The organism is Geodermatophilus amargosae, from assembly GCF_041028265.1.
Classification (GTDB): Bacteria; Actinomycetota; Actinomycetes; order Mycobacteriales; family Geodermatophilaceae; genus Geodermatophilus; species Geodermatophilus amargosae_A.
In genome coordinates, this window is sequence record NZ_JABGCW010000021.1 from 18,782 (window position 1) to 34,007 (window position 15,226).

At 74.2% G+C, this 15,226-nt stretch carries 14 protein-coding genes; 3 read left to right on the forward strand and 11 right to left on the reverse strand.

Annotated elements, in window-relative coordinates:
* Window positions 1–34 precede the first annotated feature (34 nt).
* Entirely contained in the window at window positions 35–877 is an 843-nt protein-coding gene (locus HLV61_RS23230; protein ID WP_440285246.1) for a cold shock domain-containing protein, read from the forward strand.
* A 114-nt stretch (window positions 878–991) separates the two neighbouring features.
* Here the strand turns inward: HLV61_RS23230 and HLV61_RS21480 are convergent, their stop codons facing one another.
* Complete coding sequence (locus HLV61_RS21480) at window positions 992–1,576, reverse strand: antibiotic biosynthesis monooxygenase (RefSeq protein ID WP_369259166.1); 585 nt, start codon at window positions 1,574–1,576, stop codon at window positions 992–994.
* A 98-nt stretch (window positions 1,577–1,674) separates the two neighbouring features.
* On the opposite strand from HLV61_RS21480, the gene HLV61_RS21485 reads away from it, so the two are divergent.
* Window positions 1,675–2,529: a DNA-formamidopyrimidine glycosylase family protein gene (locus tag HLV61_RS21485; protein ID WP_369259168.1), complete on the forward strand. Its 855-nt coding sequence runs from the start codon at window positions 1,675–1,677 to the stop codon at window positions 2,527–2,529.
* Between the two features lie 103 nt (window positions 2,530–2,632).
* On the opposite strand, the gene HLV61_RS21490 is transcribed toward HLV61_RS21485, so the two are convergent.
* A complete protein-coding gene (locus HLV61_RS21490) occupies window positions 2,633–3,463 on the reverse strand; it encodes a PspA/IM30 family protein (RefSeq protein ID WP_369259170.1) in 831 nt (276 codons plus the stop codon).
* A gap of 191 nt (window positions 3,464–3,654) precedes the next feature.
* Here HLV61_RS21490 and HLV61_RS21495 point away from each other — a divergent pair, with 191 nt between their 5' ends.
* Window positions 3,655–4,671, forward strand: a complete 1,017-nt coding sequence (locus tag HLV61_RS21495) for a carbohydrate kinase family protein (protein ID WP_369259172.1) — start codon at window positions 3,655–3,657, stop codon at window positions 4,669–4,671.
* On the opposite strand, the gene HLV61_RS21500 is transcribed toward HLV61_RS21495, so the two are convergent.
* The 9 genes from HLV61_RS21500 to HLV61_RS21540 all read right to left on the reverse strand — a co-directional run bounded on the left by HLV61_RS21500 (window position 4,668) and on the right by HLV61_RS21540 (window position 15,194).
* On the reverse strand, window positions 4,668–6,311 hold the full coding sequence (locus HLV61_RS21500; RefSeq protein ID WP_369259174.1) for a glycoside hydrolase family 13 protein: 1,644 nt from the start codon (window positions 6,309–6,311) through the stop codon (window positions 4,668–4,670). The genes HLV61_RS21495 and HLV61_RS21500 overlap by 4 nt on opposite strands.
* Before the next feature lie 11 nt (window positions 6,312–6,322).
* Window positions 6,323–7,660 (reverse strand): ABC transporter ATP-binding protein, encoded by a 1,338-nt coding sequence (locus HLV61_RS21505; protein ID WP_369259175.1) that lies wholly within the window; start codon window positions 7,658–7,660, stop codon window positions 6,323–6,325.
* Between the two features lie 48 nt (window positions 7,661–7,708).
* Window positions 7,709–8,542: a carbohydrate ABC transporter permease gene (locus HLV61_RS21510; RefSeq protein ID WP_369259177.1), complete on the reverse strand. Its 834-nt coding sequence runs from the start codon at window positions 8,540–8,542 to the stop codon at window positions 7,709–7,711.
* Complete coding sequence (locus HLV61_RS21515) at window positions 8,542–9,504, reverse strand: carbohydrate ABC transporter permease (protein ID WP_369259179.1); 963 nt, start codon at window positions 9,502–9,504, stop codon at window positions 8,542–8,544. Before HLV61_RS21515 ends, HLV61_RS21510 begins: the two co-directional genes overlap by 1 nt.
* Complete coding sequence (locus tag HLV61_RS21520) at window positions 9,501–10,751, reverse strand: extracellular solute-binding protein (protein ID WP_369259181.1); 1,251 nt, start codon at window positions 10,749–10,751, stop codon at window positions 9,501–9,503. Before HLV61_RS21520 ends, HLV61_RS21515 begins: the two co-directional genes overlap by 4 nt.
* A gap of 222 nt (window positions 10,752–10,973) precedes the next feature.
* Complete coding sequence (locus HLV61_RS21525) at window positions 10,974–12,203, reverse strand: DUF4032 domain-containing protein (protein WP_369259183.1); 1,230 nt, start codon at window positions 12,201–12,203, stop codon at window positions 10,974–10,976.
* Between the two features lie 156 nt (window positions 12,204–12,359).
* A complete protein-coding gene (locus HLV61_RS23235) occupies window positions 12,360–12,836 on the reverse strand; it encodes a helix-turn-helix domain-containing protein (protein WP_440285251.1) in 477 nt (158 codons plus the stop codon).
* A gap of 218 nt (window positions 12,837–13,054) precedes the next feature.
* On the reverse strand, window positions 13,055–13,717 hold the full coding sequence (gene pgsA, locus HLV61_RS21535) for a CDP-diacylglycerol--glycerol-3-phosphate 3-phosphatidyltransferase (protein WP_369259185.1): 663 nt from the start codon (window positions 13,715–13,717) through the stop codon (window positions 13,055–13,057).
* 7 nt (window positions 13,718–13,724) lie between these two features.
* Entirely contained in the window at window positions 13,725–15,194 is a 1,470-nt protein-coding gene (locus tag HLV61_RS21540) for a MiaB/RimO family radical SAM methylthiotransferase (protein ID WP_369259187.1), read from the reverse strand.
* Window positions 15,195–15,226 lie beyond the last annotated feature (32 nt).

The window sequence follows — 15,226 nt, forward strand, 5'->3', positions numbered from 1 at the left end:
ACCGTCGCAGTGACGAGGGATAGAGGGAACTGACATGGCAGCCGGCACGGTCCGCTGGTTCGACGCGGACAAGGGCTTCGGGTTCATCGAGCCGCAGGACGGCGGGGACGACGTCTTCGTCCACTTCTCCGCCATCGAGGACACCGGTGGCTTCCGGACCCTCGAGGAGGGCCAGTCCGTCGACTACGACGCCACCGCCGGCCCGCGCGGCCCCCAGGCCGACCGGGTGCGCCCGGTGGGCGGTGCCCCGCGCGGCCGCCGCGACGACCGGGGTGGCCGCGACGACCGCGGGGACCGGGGTGGCCGCGACGACCGGGGTGGCCGTGGGCGTGCGCCGCGCGGCCTGGTCATCCAGGGCACCGTGACCCGCTTCGACGCCGACCGCGGCTTCGGCTTCATCGTCCCCGAGGACGTGTTCGTGCACGTCTCCGCGGTGGCCCGCGGCGGCGACCTCGAGGAGGGCGACCGCGTCGAGTTCGAGCTGGTCGAGGGCGCCCGCGGGCTGCAGGCGGACTCGGTGCGCCTGCTGCCCTCGATGCCGCGGCGCGGCGGTCCCGACCGCCCCGCGCCCCGCGAGCGCCGTGACGACCGGGGCGGCCGCGACCAGCGCCCCGCCCGCGCGCCCCGCGGCGACTCCGGCGGCGACGCCGGTGGAGACGCCGGTGGGGACGCCGAGGGCACGGTGCAGTGGTTCAACGCGGACAAGGGCTTCGGCTTCATCACCCCGGACGACGGCGGTGAGGACGTCTTCGTGCACTTCTCCGAGATCGCCGACGACGGCGGCTTCCGCGAGCTCCAGGAGGGGCAGCGGGTCGCCTTCTCCCGCACCTCCGGCGCGCGCGGCACCAGCGCCAGCGGCGTCCGCCCGCTGGACTGAGTCAGCGACTGCGGGCCGTCCGCTCCTCGCGGGCGGCCCGCAGCGCCGGCGCGGACGAGCCCCGGCCGGGGTCCGCGCCGCGTGCGCCCGCCCGGGGCGCGACGTCCCCGCGGGTCAGCGGCGGCCGCGCAGCCAGGGGGCGAGCCAGCGCGACAGCCGCGGCATGACCACCTGGCCGAGCAGCACGACCACGATCGTCGCCGACAGCAGCAACCGGGCCGGCAGCGGCCACGAGGCCACGTGCGGGGCCACGAGCAGGTGGAAGGCCAGCGTGATGGCGAAGACCACGGCGATGGTGAGCACGGTGAGCCGCCAGCGCGGGCCCGGCCGCGGCGGGGTGAGCGCGGTGAAGAAGCTGTCCAGGCCGGCGACGCGGGCGTAGTCGGCGCCCTCGGCGAGGTGCTCGACGCGCGTCAGCGCCGCCTGCCGCTCGGCCGAGCGCTCCCAGCGGGCCAGCGACTCGCCGTCGGCGAAGCGGTAGACCAGGTGGTAGCGGGTCGAGCCGGGGCCCGGCCGCAGCAGGCTGGTGCCCAGGTTGCCGGCGAAGCCGGCGGCCAGGCCGAGGACGTCGTCGGCCCAGCACTCGAACGCCTCCCGCTGGTCGGGCCGCACGTCGCGGGCGACGGTCACGGTCACCGGCTCACCGGCCGCGGTCAGGTGCGCGGGGGTGCTGCTGGCGGAGGCGAGACGGCGCTGCACGGGTCCTGCAGCGCCGGGGCGCCGCGCGGGCTTCCCGCCGGCGGCGTGACCTCCCTCGCCTCTCAGCAGCGCAGACGCCCGCGGGGGACACTGGGGACGTGCCCGAGGGAGACACCGTCTGGCTGGCGGCCAACCGGATGAACACCGCGCTGGCCGGGCAGACGCTGCGCCGCGGTGAGCTCCGGGTGCCGCAGCTGGCTGCGACCGACCTGGCGGGCCGCACCGTCGCCGAGGTCGTTCCCCGCGGCAAGCACATGCTGACCCGGTTCACCGACGGCTGGACGCTGCGCACCCACTACCGGATGGACGGCAGCTGGCACATCTACCGCAAGGGCGCGCGGTGGCGCGGCGGGCCGGCGTTCTCGATCCGGGCGATCCTGGCGACCGACCGGTGGGACTGCGTCGGCTACCGGCTGCACGACGTCACGATGGTGCGCACCACGCAGGAGGACACCGTCGTCGGCCACCTCGGCCCCGACGTGCTCGGCCCCGACTGGGACCTCGAGGAGGCCGTGCGCCGGCTCGGGTCGCACCCCGACGAGCAGATCGGCGTCGCGATCCTCGACCAGCGGAACCTGTGCGGGCCGGGCAACCTCTACAAGGTCGAGGGGCTGTTCGTCTGCGGCGTGCACCCGTGGATGCGGGTGGCCGACGTCGCGGACCTCCCCGGGCTGGTCGAGCGGACCCGCGCGCTGATGCTGGCCAACCGCGACCGCCCGGAGCAGAGCACCACCGGCGACCTGCGCCGCGGCCGCGACCACTGGGTCTACGGCCGCAAGGACAAGCCCTGCTACAAGTGCGGCACCGCGATCCTGCGCGGCGACCAGGGGCCGGACCTGCAGGAGCGGATCACCTACTGGTGCCCGTCCTGCCAGGCCACCGACGCGCCCGTCGACCGCCTGGCCCGCACCGGCGAACCCGACCACCCCCGGCCGCTGACCAGCGCCACCTGAGACACCACGGGCCCGGTCCCCACGGAGGTGACCGGGCCCGCTGGTGACGTGCTGGAACGGCCACCCCCCAGGAGCCCGCCTCGAGCGTGGGGGAAGGGTGGTCCTACTGCTGCTCGGGGCGCTGGGCCGGCTGCTCGGTCTTCTCGAACGACGGCGACGACGTCCCCGGGCCGATCGCCCCGGCCGCGCCGGGACCGCTCTCGACGGCGGTCTGCCCGCTCATGCCGGCGCGGATCTGGTCCAGCCGGGAGGCACCGGCGACGTCGAGGGTCGCCTTCTGCACCTCGAGCATGCGGCCCTCGACGGAGGTCTGGGCGAGCTCGGCCTGGCCGAGGGCGTTGGCGTAGCGCGCCTCGATCTTGTCGCGGACCTCCGCCAGGCTCGGCGTGTTGCCCGGCGCCGCGAGCTCGTTGACCTGCCGCATCGAGGCGGCCACGTGCTCCTGCATCTTGGCCTGCTCGAGCTGGCTCATCAGCTTGGTGCGCTCGGCCAGCGTGGTCTGCAGCCGCATCCGGCTCTGCTCGACCGCGCCACGCGCCTGCTCGGCGGCCTGCAGCGCCTCGTCGTGGCTGCGCTTGAGGTCCTCCATCGCCTGCTCGGCGGCCACCAGCTGGGTGGCGAAGGCCTGCGCGGCCTGCTCGTACTCGGCGGCCTTGGGCGCGTCGCCCCGGCCGCGCGACTGGTCGGAGAGCACCAGCGCCTGGCGGGCGGAGGCCTGCAGCTTCTCGACCTCGCCGAGCTGCCGGTTGAGCCGCATCTCCAGCTGCCGCTGGTTGCCGAGGACCGCAGCCGCCTGGTTGGCCAGCGCCTGGTGCCGCTGCTGCTCGGCCTCGATCGCCTGCTGGATCTGGATCTTCGGGTCCGCCCGCTGGTCGATCTGCGCGTTGGCCGACGCGGTCAGGTACCGCCAGAGCTTGACGATCGGGTTGGGCATGGTGGCTCCTCCTGCTCCGGCGCGTGGCGCGCCGCCTCCTGGCCTGCCGACCACCGCGTACGGCGGCGGTCCTCCCCGCCATCGTCCCAGCACGACCGGTGTCCCGGCCAACAGGGACGTCCCCGGTCCGCCCGGCGTCCCCCGTCCGGGGATGCCCGGAGCCGCCCGGCCGGTCCGGCTAGGGTCGCCCGATGGACAGCGCCGTCCCCACGCTCACCGTCCTGGGCGAGCTCGTCGTCGACCTGCTGCCGGTGCCCGGTGCCGACGCCGGACCGGAGGGCACCGCGCCGCAGTACGTCGCGCGGCCGGGCGGCAACGCGCTCAACGTCGCCGTCGCCGCCGGCCGGCTCGGCGCCCCGGTGGCGCTGCTGGCCCGCCTCGGAGGCGGCCCGCTGGCCTCGGCGCTGCGGCGGCACGCCGAGCTCTCCGGCGTCGACACGAGCGGCTTCGTGACGGCCACCGAGCCGGTGAGCCTCGCCGTCGTGGGCCTGGGACCGGACGGGTCGCCGGACTACGGCTTCCACGTCCAGGGCGCCGCCGACTGGCAGTGGACCGACGAGGAGCTGGCCGCCGTCCTGCCCCCGGCGACGGCGGTGCTGCACGTCGGCTCGATCTCGTCGTGGACGCCGCCGGGCAGCGAGGCGATCGCCCGGCTGGCCGAGCGGCTGGCCGGCACCGCGCTGGTGAGCGTCGACCCCAACCTGCGCCCGATGCTCGCCGACGGCCCGGTCGGCGCGGCGCTGGGCAACGACCCCGCGGGGGTGCGCACCCGGCTCGACCGGCTGGTCGCCGTCGCCGACCTGGTCAAGGTCAGCGCCGAGGACCTCGCCTGGCTCGAGCCGGACACCTCCGACCTCGACGGCGCCGCCCGCCGCTGGGCCGACCGCGGGCCGGCGCTGGTGCTGCTCACCGACGGCGGGGCGCCGCTGCGGATCGCCCGCCCCGGCCGGCCGCTGCTGCACCGGGAGCCGCCGCGGGTGACCGTGGTCGACACCGTGGGTGCCGGCGACTCGTTGGCCGCCGGCCTGTTCGCCGGCCTGCTCGCCGCGGGGGTCACCACGCGCGCCGCCCTGGAGGCGCTCCCCGACGAGGACCTGCTCGCCGTGGTCGACGACGCCGCGCTGGTGGCCGCCCTCAACTGCACCCGGGTCGGCGCCGACCCGCCGACCGCCGCCGACCTCGCCACCGCCAAGCGACAGCGGAGCTAGCCGGGCGGCGCCAGCCAGGCCGCGGTGTCCGGCGCGAGCGCATCCCCGGCCGCCTCGCCCACCGCCCCGCTGGCCAGCAGCGGCCGGCCGAGCCCGGCGAGCGGGAGCGGCACCGCGGACAGGTTGACCACGCAGCGCAGTGCCGCCCCGCGGTCGAAGGCCAGGACGTCCGCGCCCAGCTCGAGCCAGGTCAGCGGCTCCTCGCCCAGCAGGTCGCGACGCAGCCGCAGTGCCGCCCGGTACAGCGACAGCGTCGACGACGGGTCCCCGTCCTGCGCCGCGACGGTCAGCGAGGCCCACGACGCCGGCTGCGGCAGCCACGGCGGAACGCCGTCGGGCGCGAACCCGAACGGCGGCCGGTCCCCGGACCACGGCAGCGGCACCCGGCAGCCGTCGCGCCCGCGCGCGGTGTGCCCGGACCGCTCCCACGTCGGGTCCTGCAGCGCCTCGACGGGCAGGTCCTCGACCTCGGGGAGGCCGAGCTCCTCCCCCTGGTAGAGGTAGGCCCCGCCCGGCAGCGCCAGCGTCAGCAGCGCCGCGGCGCGGGCACGGCGCAGTCCGAGGACGGGGTCGGCGGCCGCGGCGTCGTCGAAGCCCATGACGGCCGCGGCGCTGTCCGCGCGGCCGAAGCGGGTGACGTGCCGGGTCTCGTCGTGGCTGGACAGCACCCAGGTGGCCGGGGCGCCGACGGGGGCGAGCGCCGCCAGCGTCCCGTCGACCACCGCGCGCAGCGCCCGGGCGTCCCACGGCGCCTTGAGGTAGTCGAAGTTGAAGGTGGTGTGCAGCTCGTCGGGGCGGACGTAGCGGGCCAGCCGCTCCGGACCGTTGACGACGGCCTCGGAGACGAACAGCCGGTCGCCGTCGTAGGTGTCGCCGATGCGCCGCCAGCGCCGGAAGACCTCGTGCACCTCGTCGACGTCCCAGTGCGGGTTGTCCACCCAGGTGCTGCTGGCGAAGGAGGCGCCGGGCGCGTGCCCGGCGTCGGGCAGTCCGGGCACCTTGGCCAGGGCCGGGGCGGCGTCCACGCGGATGCCGTCGACCCCGCGGTCGAGCCAGGAGCGCACGATCCCGTCGAACTCCTCCCGCACGTCCGCGGAGGTCCAGTCCAGGTCGGGCTGCTCGGGGGCGAACAGGTGCAGGTACCACTGCTCCGGGCCCCCGGGTCCGGTCACCCGCGTCCAGGCCGGTCCGCCGAAGGCGCTGATCCAGTCGTTGGGCGGGTCCTCGCCGCCGGCCCGCCCGTCCCGGAAGAGGTACCGGGACCGCTCGGGCGACCCCGGGCCCGCCGCCAGCGCCGCCCGGAACCACGGGTGCTCGGCCGAGGTGTGGTTGGCGACCAGGTCGACCACCACGCGCAGCCCGAGGGCGTGCGCGTCGTCGAGCAGCGCGTCGACGTCGGCGAGGGTCCCGAAGCGCGGGTCGACGTCGCGGTGGTCGGCGACGTCGTACCCGCCGTCGGCCATCGGCGAGGGGTACCAGGGGGTGACCCACAGCGCGTCCACACCGAGGCCGGCCAGGTACGGCAGCCGGCTGCGCAGGCCGGGGACGTCGCCGAGCCCGTCGCCGTTCCCGTCGGCGAAGCTGCGCAGGTAGACCTCGTAGACCACCGCCGTCCGCCACCACGGACGGCGGTGGTCCACGGGCGGCACGCTCAGGCGGCGCCGGACCGGTGCGCCCCGGACGGCCCCGAGGTCCCGGACGTGCCCGGGGACCCGGAGGCGGGGCCGGACAGCATGCTCGAGCCGACGGTCTGGCCGGTGGCCTGCGCGTGCTCGACCTGCTCCACCCGGTCCTCGGTGGCCATCTGCGTCAGCCGCGCGCCGGCCTCCGCGTCACGGGTGAGGTTCTCACCGGTCTGCGGGTCGAAGACGTGGACCTTCCGGCTGTCGAGCCAGAACTCCGCCTCCCGGCCCTCGCGGATCCGGCTCGTGGAGTCGATCGAGACGATCGCCTGCGTGCGCAGCTCCTCGGAGTCCAGCTCCCGCGAGAGGTCGCGCAGCTGGGCGGTGATCGACTCCGGCGCTTCGTAGGGGATGTAGGCGTACTGCGAGTCCCCCAGCCACTCGGTGACGTCGACCCGGGCGCGGAACACCGACCCGACCGGGCGCTTGGTCTCGTCGACCAGCGACGCGTCCTCGAAGTACTCCGGCCGGATGCCCACCAGCAGCAGGTCCCGGCCGCTGACGGCCGCGACCCGCTTCTCGTCGAGCGTGATCGACCCGAACGGCGTCGAGAGGGCGTTGCCCTCCAGCGTCGCGGGCAGGAAGTTCATCGGCGGCGAGCCGATGAACCCGGCGACGAAGAGGTTGACCGGCTGCTCGTAGAGCTCGCGCGGCGAGGCGACCTGCTGGATCTTGCCCTTGCGCAGGACGCAGACCCGGTCGCCGAGGGTCATCGCCTCGGTCTGGTCGTGGGTGACGTAGACCGTGGTGATGCCCAGCCGGCGCTGCAGGCGGGAGATCTCGGTGCGCATCTGCCCGCGCAGCTTGGCGTCGAGGTTGGACAGCGGCTCGTCGAAGAGGAACGCCTCGGCCTGCCGCACGATCGCCCGGCCCATGGCCACCCGCTGGCGCTGGCCACCGGAGAGGTTGGCCGGCTTGCGCTCCAGGTGCTCCTTGAGCTCGAGGACGTCGGAGGCCTCGTTCACCCGGCGGCGGACCTCGTCGTCGGGCGTCTTGGACAGCCGCAGCGGGAAGGCGATGTTCTCGAACACCGTCATGTGCGGGTAGAGCGCGTAGTTCTGGAAGACCATCGACAGGTTGCGCTCGCGCGGGGCGAGGTCGTTGACCCGCTTGCCGCCGATGACCATGTCGCCGCTGGTGATGTCCTCCAGCCCGACGATCATCCGCAGCAGCGTGGACTTCCCGCAGCCGGACGGGCCGACCAGGATCATGAACTCGCCGTCGGCGATGTCGAGGCTGACGTCGTTCACGGCCGGGTAGCCGTCGCCGTACTGCTTGACGATGTTGCGCATCTCGATGGAGGCCATCAGTTCTCGTCCCCTCTGGACGTCAGTGGAGTGGGGAGCACAGCCGGGTCAGCCCTTGACCGCGCCGTTGGTGAGGCCGGCGACGATGCGCCGCTGGAAGAGCAGGACCAGGACGACGACGGGGATGGTGACGATCACCGCGGCCGCGGCGATGGCCCCCGTCGGGTCCTCGAACTGCGAGGCACCGGTGAACAGACCCAGCGCCGCCGGGACGGGACGGGACGCGTCCGTCGACGTCAGCGAGATGCCGTAGGCGAAGTCGTTCCACGCGATGAAGAAGGCGATGATCGCCGTGGTGAAGACGCCCGGGGCGGCCAGCGGGACGATGACCTTGCGGAACGCCTGCCACGTCGTCGCGCCGTCGACCTGCGCGGCCTGCTCCATCTCCCAGGGGATCTCCCGGAAGAACGCCGACATCGTCCAGATGGAGATCGGCAGCGTCAGCGACAGGTAGGGGATGATCAGCCCGGGCCAGGTGTCGTAGAGCCCGATCTGCCGCCACAGGTTGAACAGCGGCGTGACGATCGAGATGACCGGGAAGATCGCCACCGCCAGCGCGGTGCCGAGGATGAGCTTCTTGCCCGGGAAGTCCAGCCGGGCGATCGCGTAGGCGGCGAACATCGACAGGATGCAGGAGATCGCCGTGGCGATCAGGCAGATCCCGAAGCTGTTGCGCAGCGCCGGCAGGAACAGGTCACTCGCCGAGCCCGTGAGGATCGTCGAGTAGTTCGTCCAGGAGAAGTCGGTCGGCAGGAACTGGCCGTTGGCCACGTCCGACGGCGCCTTGAACGACAGGGAGACGATCCAGGCGATCGGGAACAGGCAGTAGATGACGATGAGGACGCCACCGACCACCCACCAGGCCTTCGACTTCGTCGACATCAGCGCTCACCTCTCGCCTGGGCCAGGTCGACCTTGAAGCCCTTGATGAACAGGAACGCGATCAGCACGACGGCGAGGAACAGCAGCACCGAGACCGCCGATCCCAGACCGATCTCCACCCGCGCGATCGTCTGCCGGTAGGCGAGGAAGGACACCGACTCGGTGCCGTTGGCCCCCGCGGTCATGATGTAGATGCTGTCGAAGACGCGGAACGCGTCCAGGGTGCGGAACAGCAGGGCCACCATGATCGCGGCCTTCATGTTCGGGATGGTCACCTTCCACATGCGCTGCCACCGCGTGGCGCCGTCGACCTTCGCCGCCTCCTGCAGCACCTCGGGCACCTGGGCCAGGCCGGCCAGCAGGAGCAGCGAGATGAACGGCGTCGTCTTCCAGATCTCGGCCAGGCAGATCACGAACAGCGAGGTCCCGGTGCCGCCGAACCAGTCGGTGGTCGACTCGACGCCGGGGAGCCAGGCGAACCAGCTGTTCACGAACCCGGTCGTGATGTTGAAGGCGAACTGCCAGGCGAAGGCCGACACCACGGTGATGACCGCGTACGGGATGAGGATGGCCGCCCGGACGACGGGGCGGATGTTCCGCAGCGCCTTGACCATCACCAGCGCCAGGCCGAAGCCGAGCACCAGCTCGACGGCGACGGTGACCACCGTGATGACCAGGGTGATGAACACCGACTGCCACCACAGCGGGTCGCTGAGGACCACCCAGTAGTTGGCCAGGCCGTTGAACGACCGGTTCTCCGGGTCGGTGAGCCGGTAGCTGAACAGCGAGTAGTAGACGGCCTGCAGGATCGGGTAGGCGGTCACCAGGAGCATGACCACGAACGCCGGCCCGGCCAGCATCCAGCCGAGTTTGCGCTCGGCGCGCGAGCGATCGCTGATGGTCCCGCCGGGTGAGGAGACCGGCTGGGTCTTCTCGACCGGTGGGAGGGTGGTCTGCGTCACAGCAGCTGCTCCCCTCGCAGGACGGCGCTGATGAGGTCCTGGGCCCGCTGGCCCGTCTCGTCGGACGCCGAGGACGGCGGGTGGTACTCACGCTGGAGGCCGCCGGAGACCTCGCTGTAGTAGGGGGTCTGCGGCCGCGGGGCCGCCGCCTCTAGCGACTCCCGGATGGTGTCGGCCATCGGGAAGGCCTCCTGCACCTCCGGGTCGTCGTACACGGCCACCGACGACGCCGGGTTGCCGTTGGTGATCATGTACTCGGCCTGGTTCTCGTCCGAGGTGATGCACTCGGTCGCCTCGTACGCCAGGTCGGCGTTGCGGCTGAAGGCACCCACGCCGATGTTGATGCCGCCGTAGGGCGGCGCGCTCGGAGTGCCCTCTTCCACGGCCGGGTAGAGCGTCCAGCCGTAGTCCTCGGGGACCGAGGCGTCGAGCGTGCCGGCCTCCACGGCGCTGAGGGCGCGGGACCAGACGAACGGCCAGTTGACCATGAACCCGCCGTCCTCGCTCTCGAACTGCGTGGCGCTGGTGTCCTCGCTCGAGGTCGAGAAGGCCGCACCGACGACGCCGGAGCCGGCGACCAGCGCCATGACCTCGGCGGCCCGCTGACCGGGCTCGTCGGTCAGCCCCAGCTGGATCTGGTCGGGGTCGGTGGAGTTCTCGGCGATGACCGAGCCGCCGGCGGACTCGATGAGCGCGTTGAACCAGACGGTCAGCGACTCGGCTCGCCGGCCCTGGGCGCTGACGATCGTGTCGGTGGCCTGGGCGGCCTCGACGATCTGCTCCCAGGTCACCGGCTGGGTCATGTCCAGCCCGGCGGCCTCGGCGACCGACTTGCGGTACCAGAGCAGCTGGGTGTTGGCCCAGAACGGGACGGTGACCAGTTCCTCGTCCCAGGTCGCGCCCTCGATCGAGCTCTGGACGACGCCTTCGGTGACCCGCTCGGCCAGGTCCTCGGGCACCGGGGCGAGGAAGCCCGCCTGCGCGAACTCGGGGATGTAGGGCGGGTCGAGGCTGATGAGGTCGATGGAGGCGTCGTTGGCCGCCAGGCGGCGGACGAGCTGCTCGCGCTGGGCCGAGGACTCACGCGGCAGGATCGACACCGCGATCCGGTAGGCGCCGTCGGACTCCTCGGAGCAGCGTTCGGCGATGGTCGCCTGCCCGCCCGAGTCGGGGTTGATGTACCAGTTCAGGACCGGGGTGGCGGAGTCCTCGCCCCCGCCGCCGCAGGCGGCCAGCGTGGACGCCACGACGAACGCGGTCGCCGCGCTCCCCAGGACGCGCCGCGACCGCCCGCGCCGGGCCCGGCGGGGACGACGTCCTCCGAGCCCCGGGGGCGGTCCTTCTGTTGCGATGGACAAGACCTATCGCCTCCGTTCCGGCGAGCACCGACGATCACCGCGATCCGTACCGTGGCCCACCTCACAGGCGTCCGCAACCCGGGTGTGTCCCGGCCGTGACCTGCGTCCGGCTCAGGGACGCCGGGCGATCATCGACGGGGTGGTGATCTCCGGCGGGGTGCCTGGCAGGACGGTGCTGACGTAGGACCGCGCCGCCCGGGTGGTCCCGACGTCGCGGCCCTCGCGCTCCGACAGGAACCAGCGGTGCTCGAGCACCTCGTGGAACACCTCGGCCGGAGCGAGACGGCCGGCCAGCTCCGGCGGGATGGCGTCGATGACCGGCTGGTAGACCTCGGCCAGCCAGCGCGCGCCGGCCACCGCCTCGGACACCGGCGCACCCGTCTTCTGCTCCAGCCAGGCACGGAAGGTGCGCAGGTCGTTGAGCAGCCGCCGCGCCTGGTTCTCCTGCACCTCGAGGCCGGTGAGCCGCATCAGCTCCCGCCGGTGCTGGCCGGGCGAGGACACCCGGGTCTCGACCCGCAGGCGGGCGCCCTGTTCGGAGGTCACCAGCTCGACCTCGCCGACGTCGAACCCGAGGTCGTTGAGCCGCCGCAGCCGCTCGGCGACGCGGTAGCGCTGCTCATCGGCGCGGAAGACCTCCTCGCGGGTGACCTCCTCCCACAGCCGCTCGTAGCGCACCGGCAGGCTGTCGGCCACCTCGATCGGGTCGACGCCCTCGGGCAGCAGGTCCCCGAACTGCAGGTCGAGCAGCTCGGCGCCCACCCGCTCGCGGGCGAGGTCGAGGTCGTAGTGCCGCTGGCCCCGGCTCAGCGTCGGGTGCCGCTCGGCGGTCTCGGCGTCCACCAGGTGGGCGGCCAGCGCGCCGGCGTCGAGCCGGAACAGCGTGTTCGACAGGGAGCAGTCACCCCAGAAGACCCCGGCGAGGTGCAGCCGCACGAGCAGCACGACCAGGGTGTCCATCAGCTGGTCCACCGACTGCCGCGCGCTGGGCCGGGAGAACAGGTAGCGGTAGGACATCGAGTACTCGAGGTAGCGGGTGACCAGGATGGCGTCCTGCCCGCCGGGCCGGTCCACGCAGATGCCCAGCACCGAGACCGCCGGGAGGCCCTCCGCCTCGAACTCGCCCAGCAGCGCGTACTCGTGCCGGGCCAGGGACTCGGCGATCTCCTTGAGCGCGAAGACCCGGCCCTGCTCGGCGACGAACCGCACGACGTGCCGCGAGATGCCGCGCTGGGGCACCTCGAGCAGCAGGTCCGGGTCCCACTCCTCGAGCGGCTGGTGCCAGGGCAGCGCGAGCAGGCTCGCGCCGTCCGTGCCCGGCGGGCGGAACAGGTACCGCACGGCGATCTCCGTTGGTGGCCGCGACGACCACCCGCGGCTGGGTGGTCCCCCTGTCCCCACCCTCCCACGCCCGCCGGGACGGTGCCGGGCACGCCGCGGCCGGCGCGACCCGGGCCGGCGTGCCCGGGCCGGGACCGGGCGGGGACCTGGAGGGGACTAGGCGGCGAGGGAGACGGCGCTGCCCGCGCGGTGCGCGGCGCGGGTGGTGGCGCCGACCAGCGCGAGCGCCGGCTCGGCGACGGGGGTGGCCGCGTCGGCGGCGTCGGCGGGCTGCTCGGCGGACGTCCCGCCGGAGGACAGGGCGCCGGAGGACAGGGCGCCGGCGGACACGGCACCGGCGGAGGCGTCGTCGACGGGGGCGGCTGCACCACCGGCGGCGGCGAAGTGGCGGACGCGGCCGTCGGGGCCGCGCAGCCCGGAACTCACCTCGGCGAGCAGGTCGGCCAGCTCGACGTCGAGGGCGTCACAGATGGAGGCGAGCAGCTCGGAGGAGGCCTCCTTCTGCCCGCGCTCGACCTCGGAGAGGTAGCCCAGGCTGACCCGGGCGGCACCGGAGACGTCGCGCAGCGTGCGCCGCTGCCGCAGCCGGTGACCGCGCAGGGTCTGCCCCAGCTGGGTGCGCAGCAGCGTCATGGCCGTCTCCTGTCTGGCTGAGGGAAGAGCGGCGGCACCCGCGGGTGCCGTGCGCCCACGGTACGCGGCGCCCTCGCCCGGCACGGGGCCGGCAGGGCCGCGTCCGCTCATGGCGTAACACCCGCGCCGGCCTCGCCGTTCCCGCCCGGTGACGTGCTCGAACGGCCACTCCGGGGCCCGCGCCGAGCGGAGCGGGGTGTGCGGACGGGAGCCCTCGCTCAGGCCGCGGTGTCGGTCCGCGAGCCGGTCGGGCCGGCGGCGCGGCGCGCCGCGGCGGCCCGCATGGCCCGCGCGCTGGTGCGGCGCAGCGCCAGCGCCCGGTAGACGTAGTCGAGCCCGGTGACCAGCGTGAGCACCAGCGCGGCGGCCATGACCCACCACCGGGCGCTGGCCAGGAGGCCGCCCAGCGGCAGGATGTACAGGCCGATGGCCAGCGCCTGGACGACGGTCTTGGCCTTGCCGCCGCGGCTGGCGGCGATGACGCCGTGCCGGATCACCCAGAACCGCAGCAGGGTGACGCCGACCTCGCGCACGATGATCGCCAGCGTCACCCACCAGGGCAGCAGCGCGAGCACCGACAGCGCGACCAGCGCGGTGCCGGTGAGCGCCTTGTCCGCGATCGGGTCGGCCAGCTTGCCGAACTCGGTCACCTGACCGGTGCGCCGCGCGATGATCCCGTCGTAGCGGTCGGTGATGATCGCCGCGCCGAAGAAGACCGTGGCCCACACCCGGCGGCCGTCGTCCATGCCGCCGTCGGAGAGCAGGAGGACGGCGAACACCGGCACCACGGCCAGCCGGAGCACGGTCAGCGCGTTGGGCAGGTTGACCAGCTTCGCCGACTGCGGCGGGGTCGCCGCCGGGTCGGGGACGACGGCGCTCACCGCGACCTCACCGCAGCGCCGGGACCGCGGCGAGCGCGATCTCCGCGGACGACAGGGCGACGAGGTCGACTCCCTCGGTACCGACCACCTCGGCGTCGAGCAGCTGCCCGGGCCGGGCGTCACCGGGCACCCCGCTGACCGTGGTCGTGCCGTCGGCCTCGGGGTCCTGGTGCGCGGCGTGGCCGGCCCAGACGCCACCCTCCCCCGCGGCACGGCCCTGCTCGGCGGAGAGGTCCTCGGTGAGCAGCACCTGCACGCGGTCCCCGACGCGGTCCTCGGCGCGCTGGGCGGTGAGCTCCTCGACCAGGTCGGTGATCCGGCGGACCCGCGCGTCGATCTCGGCCTGGTCGAGCTTGCCCGGCATCCCCATCGCCTCGGTGCCCTCCTCGTCGGAGTAGCCGAACACCCCGACGGCGTCGAGGCGGCCCTCGGTGAGGAAGCGCTCGAGCTCGGCGACGTCGTCCTCGGTCTCCCCCGGGAAGCCGAGGATGACGTTGGTGCGGAACCCCGCCGTGGGCGCGAGCGACCGGGCGCGCGCGATCAGCGCGAGGAAGTCGTCGGTGCCGCCGAAGCGGCGCATCCGGCGCAGCAGGCCCGGCGAGGAGTGCTGGAAGGACAGGTCGAAGTACGGCGCCACGCCGTCGGTCGAGGCGATGACCTCGAGCAGGCCCGGGCGCAGCTCGGCCGGCTGCAGGTAGGCCACCCGCACCCGGGCGAGGCCCTCGACGGCGGCCAGCTGGGGCAGCAGCCGCTCCAGCGAGCGCAGGTCGCCGAGGTCCTTGCCGTAGGAGGTGGAGTTCTCGCTGACCAGCACCAGCTCCGTGACGCCCTGGCCGGCCAGCCACCGCGCCTCGGTGAGCACCTCGGCCGGCGGGCGGGACACGAACGAGCCGCGGAAGGTGGGGATGGCGCAGAAGGCGCAGCGCCGGTCGCAGCCGGAGGCGAGCTTGAGGGCGGCCGAGGGGCCCGACGCCAGCCGGCGGCGCTGCACCCAGCCGTGGCCGGGGATGGCCGGCGCCGCCTCGGCGGTCACGGCGGCGGTGCGGGCGACCGGGCTGATCGGCAGGAGCGTGCGGCGGTCGCGCGGCGAGTGCGGGACCAGCGGCCGGCCGGTCAGGACGTCGTCGAGCCGGTCGCCGATCGCGGCGTAGTCGTCGAAGCCGAGGACGGTGGCCTCGGGCAGCGCGCCGGCCAGCTCGGATCCGTAGCGCTCGGCCATGCACCCCACGGCGACGACCTCGGCACCGCTGTCGGTGGCCGCGAGGATGGCGTCGACCGAGTCCTTCTTCGCCGACTCGATGAACCCGCAGGTGTTGACCAGGACGGCGTCGGCGCCCTCGGGGTCCTCGGGGTCCTCGACCAGCCGGTAGCCGTCGGCGGCCAGCCGGCCGGCCAGCTCCTCGGAGTCGACCTCGTTGCGGGCGCAGCCGAGCGTGACCACGGCCACTGTGCGGGCAGGGCCGGGCGGGGCTGTCACCGGTCCATCGTAGGCGCCGCGCGCCGACCCTC

Coding starts and splice junctions, on each gene's coding strand:
- HLV61_RS23230 (WP_440285246.1), top strand. CDS start 35: ATGGCAGCCGGCACGGTCCGCTGGTTCGACGCGGACAAGGGCTTCGGG.
- HLV61_RS23235 (WP_440285251.1), bottom strand. CDS start 12,836: ATGACGCTGCTGCGCACCCAGCTGGGGCAGACCCTGCGCGGTCACCGG.
- HLV61_RS21505 (WP_369259175.1), bottom strand. CDS start 7,660: ATGGCCTCCATCGAGATGCGCAACATCGTCAAGCAGTACGGCGACGGC.
- HLV61_RS21490 (WP_369259170.1), bottom strand. CDS start 3,463: ATGCCCAACCCGATCGTCAAGCTCTGGCGGTACCTGACCGCGTCGGCC.
- HLV61_RS21495 (WP_369259172.1), top strand. CDS start 3,655: ATGGACAGCGCCGTCCCCACGCTCACCGTCCTGGGCGAGCTCGTCGTC.
- HLV61_RS21510 (WP_369259177.1), bottom strand. CDS start 8,542: ATGTCGACGAAGTCGAAGGCCTGGTGGGTGGTCGGTGGCGTCCTCATC.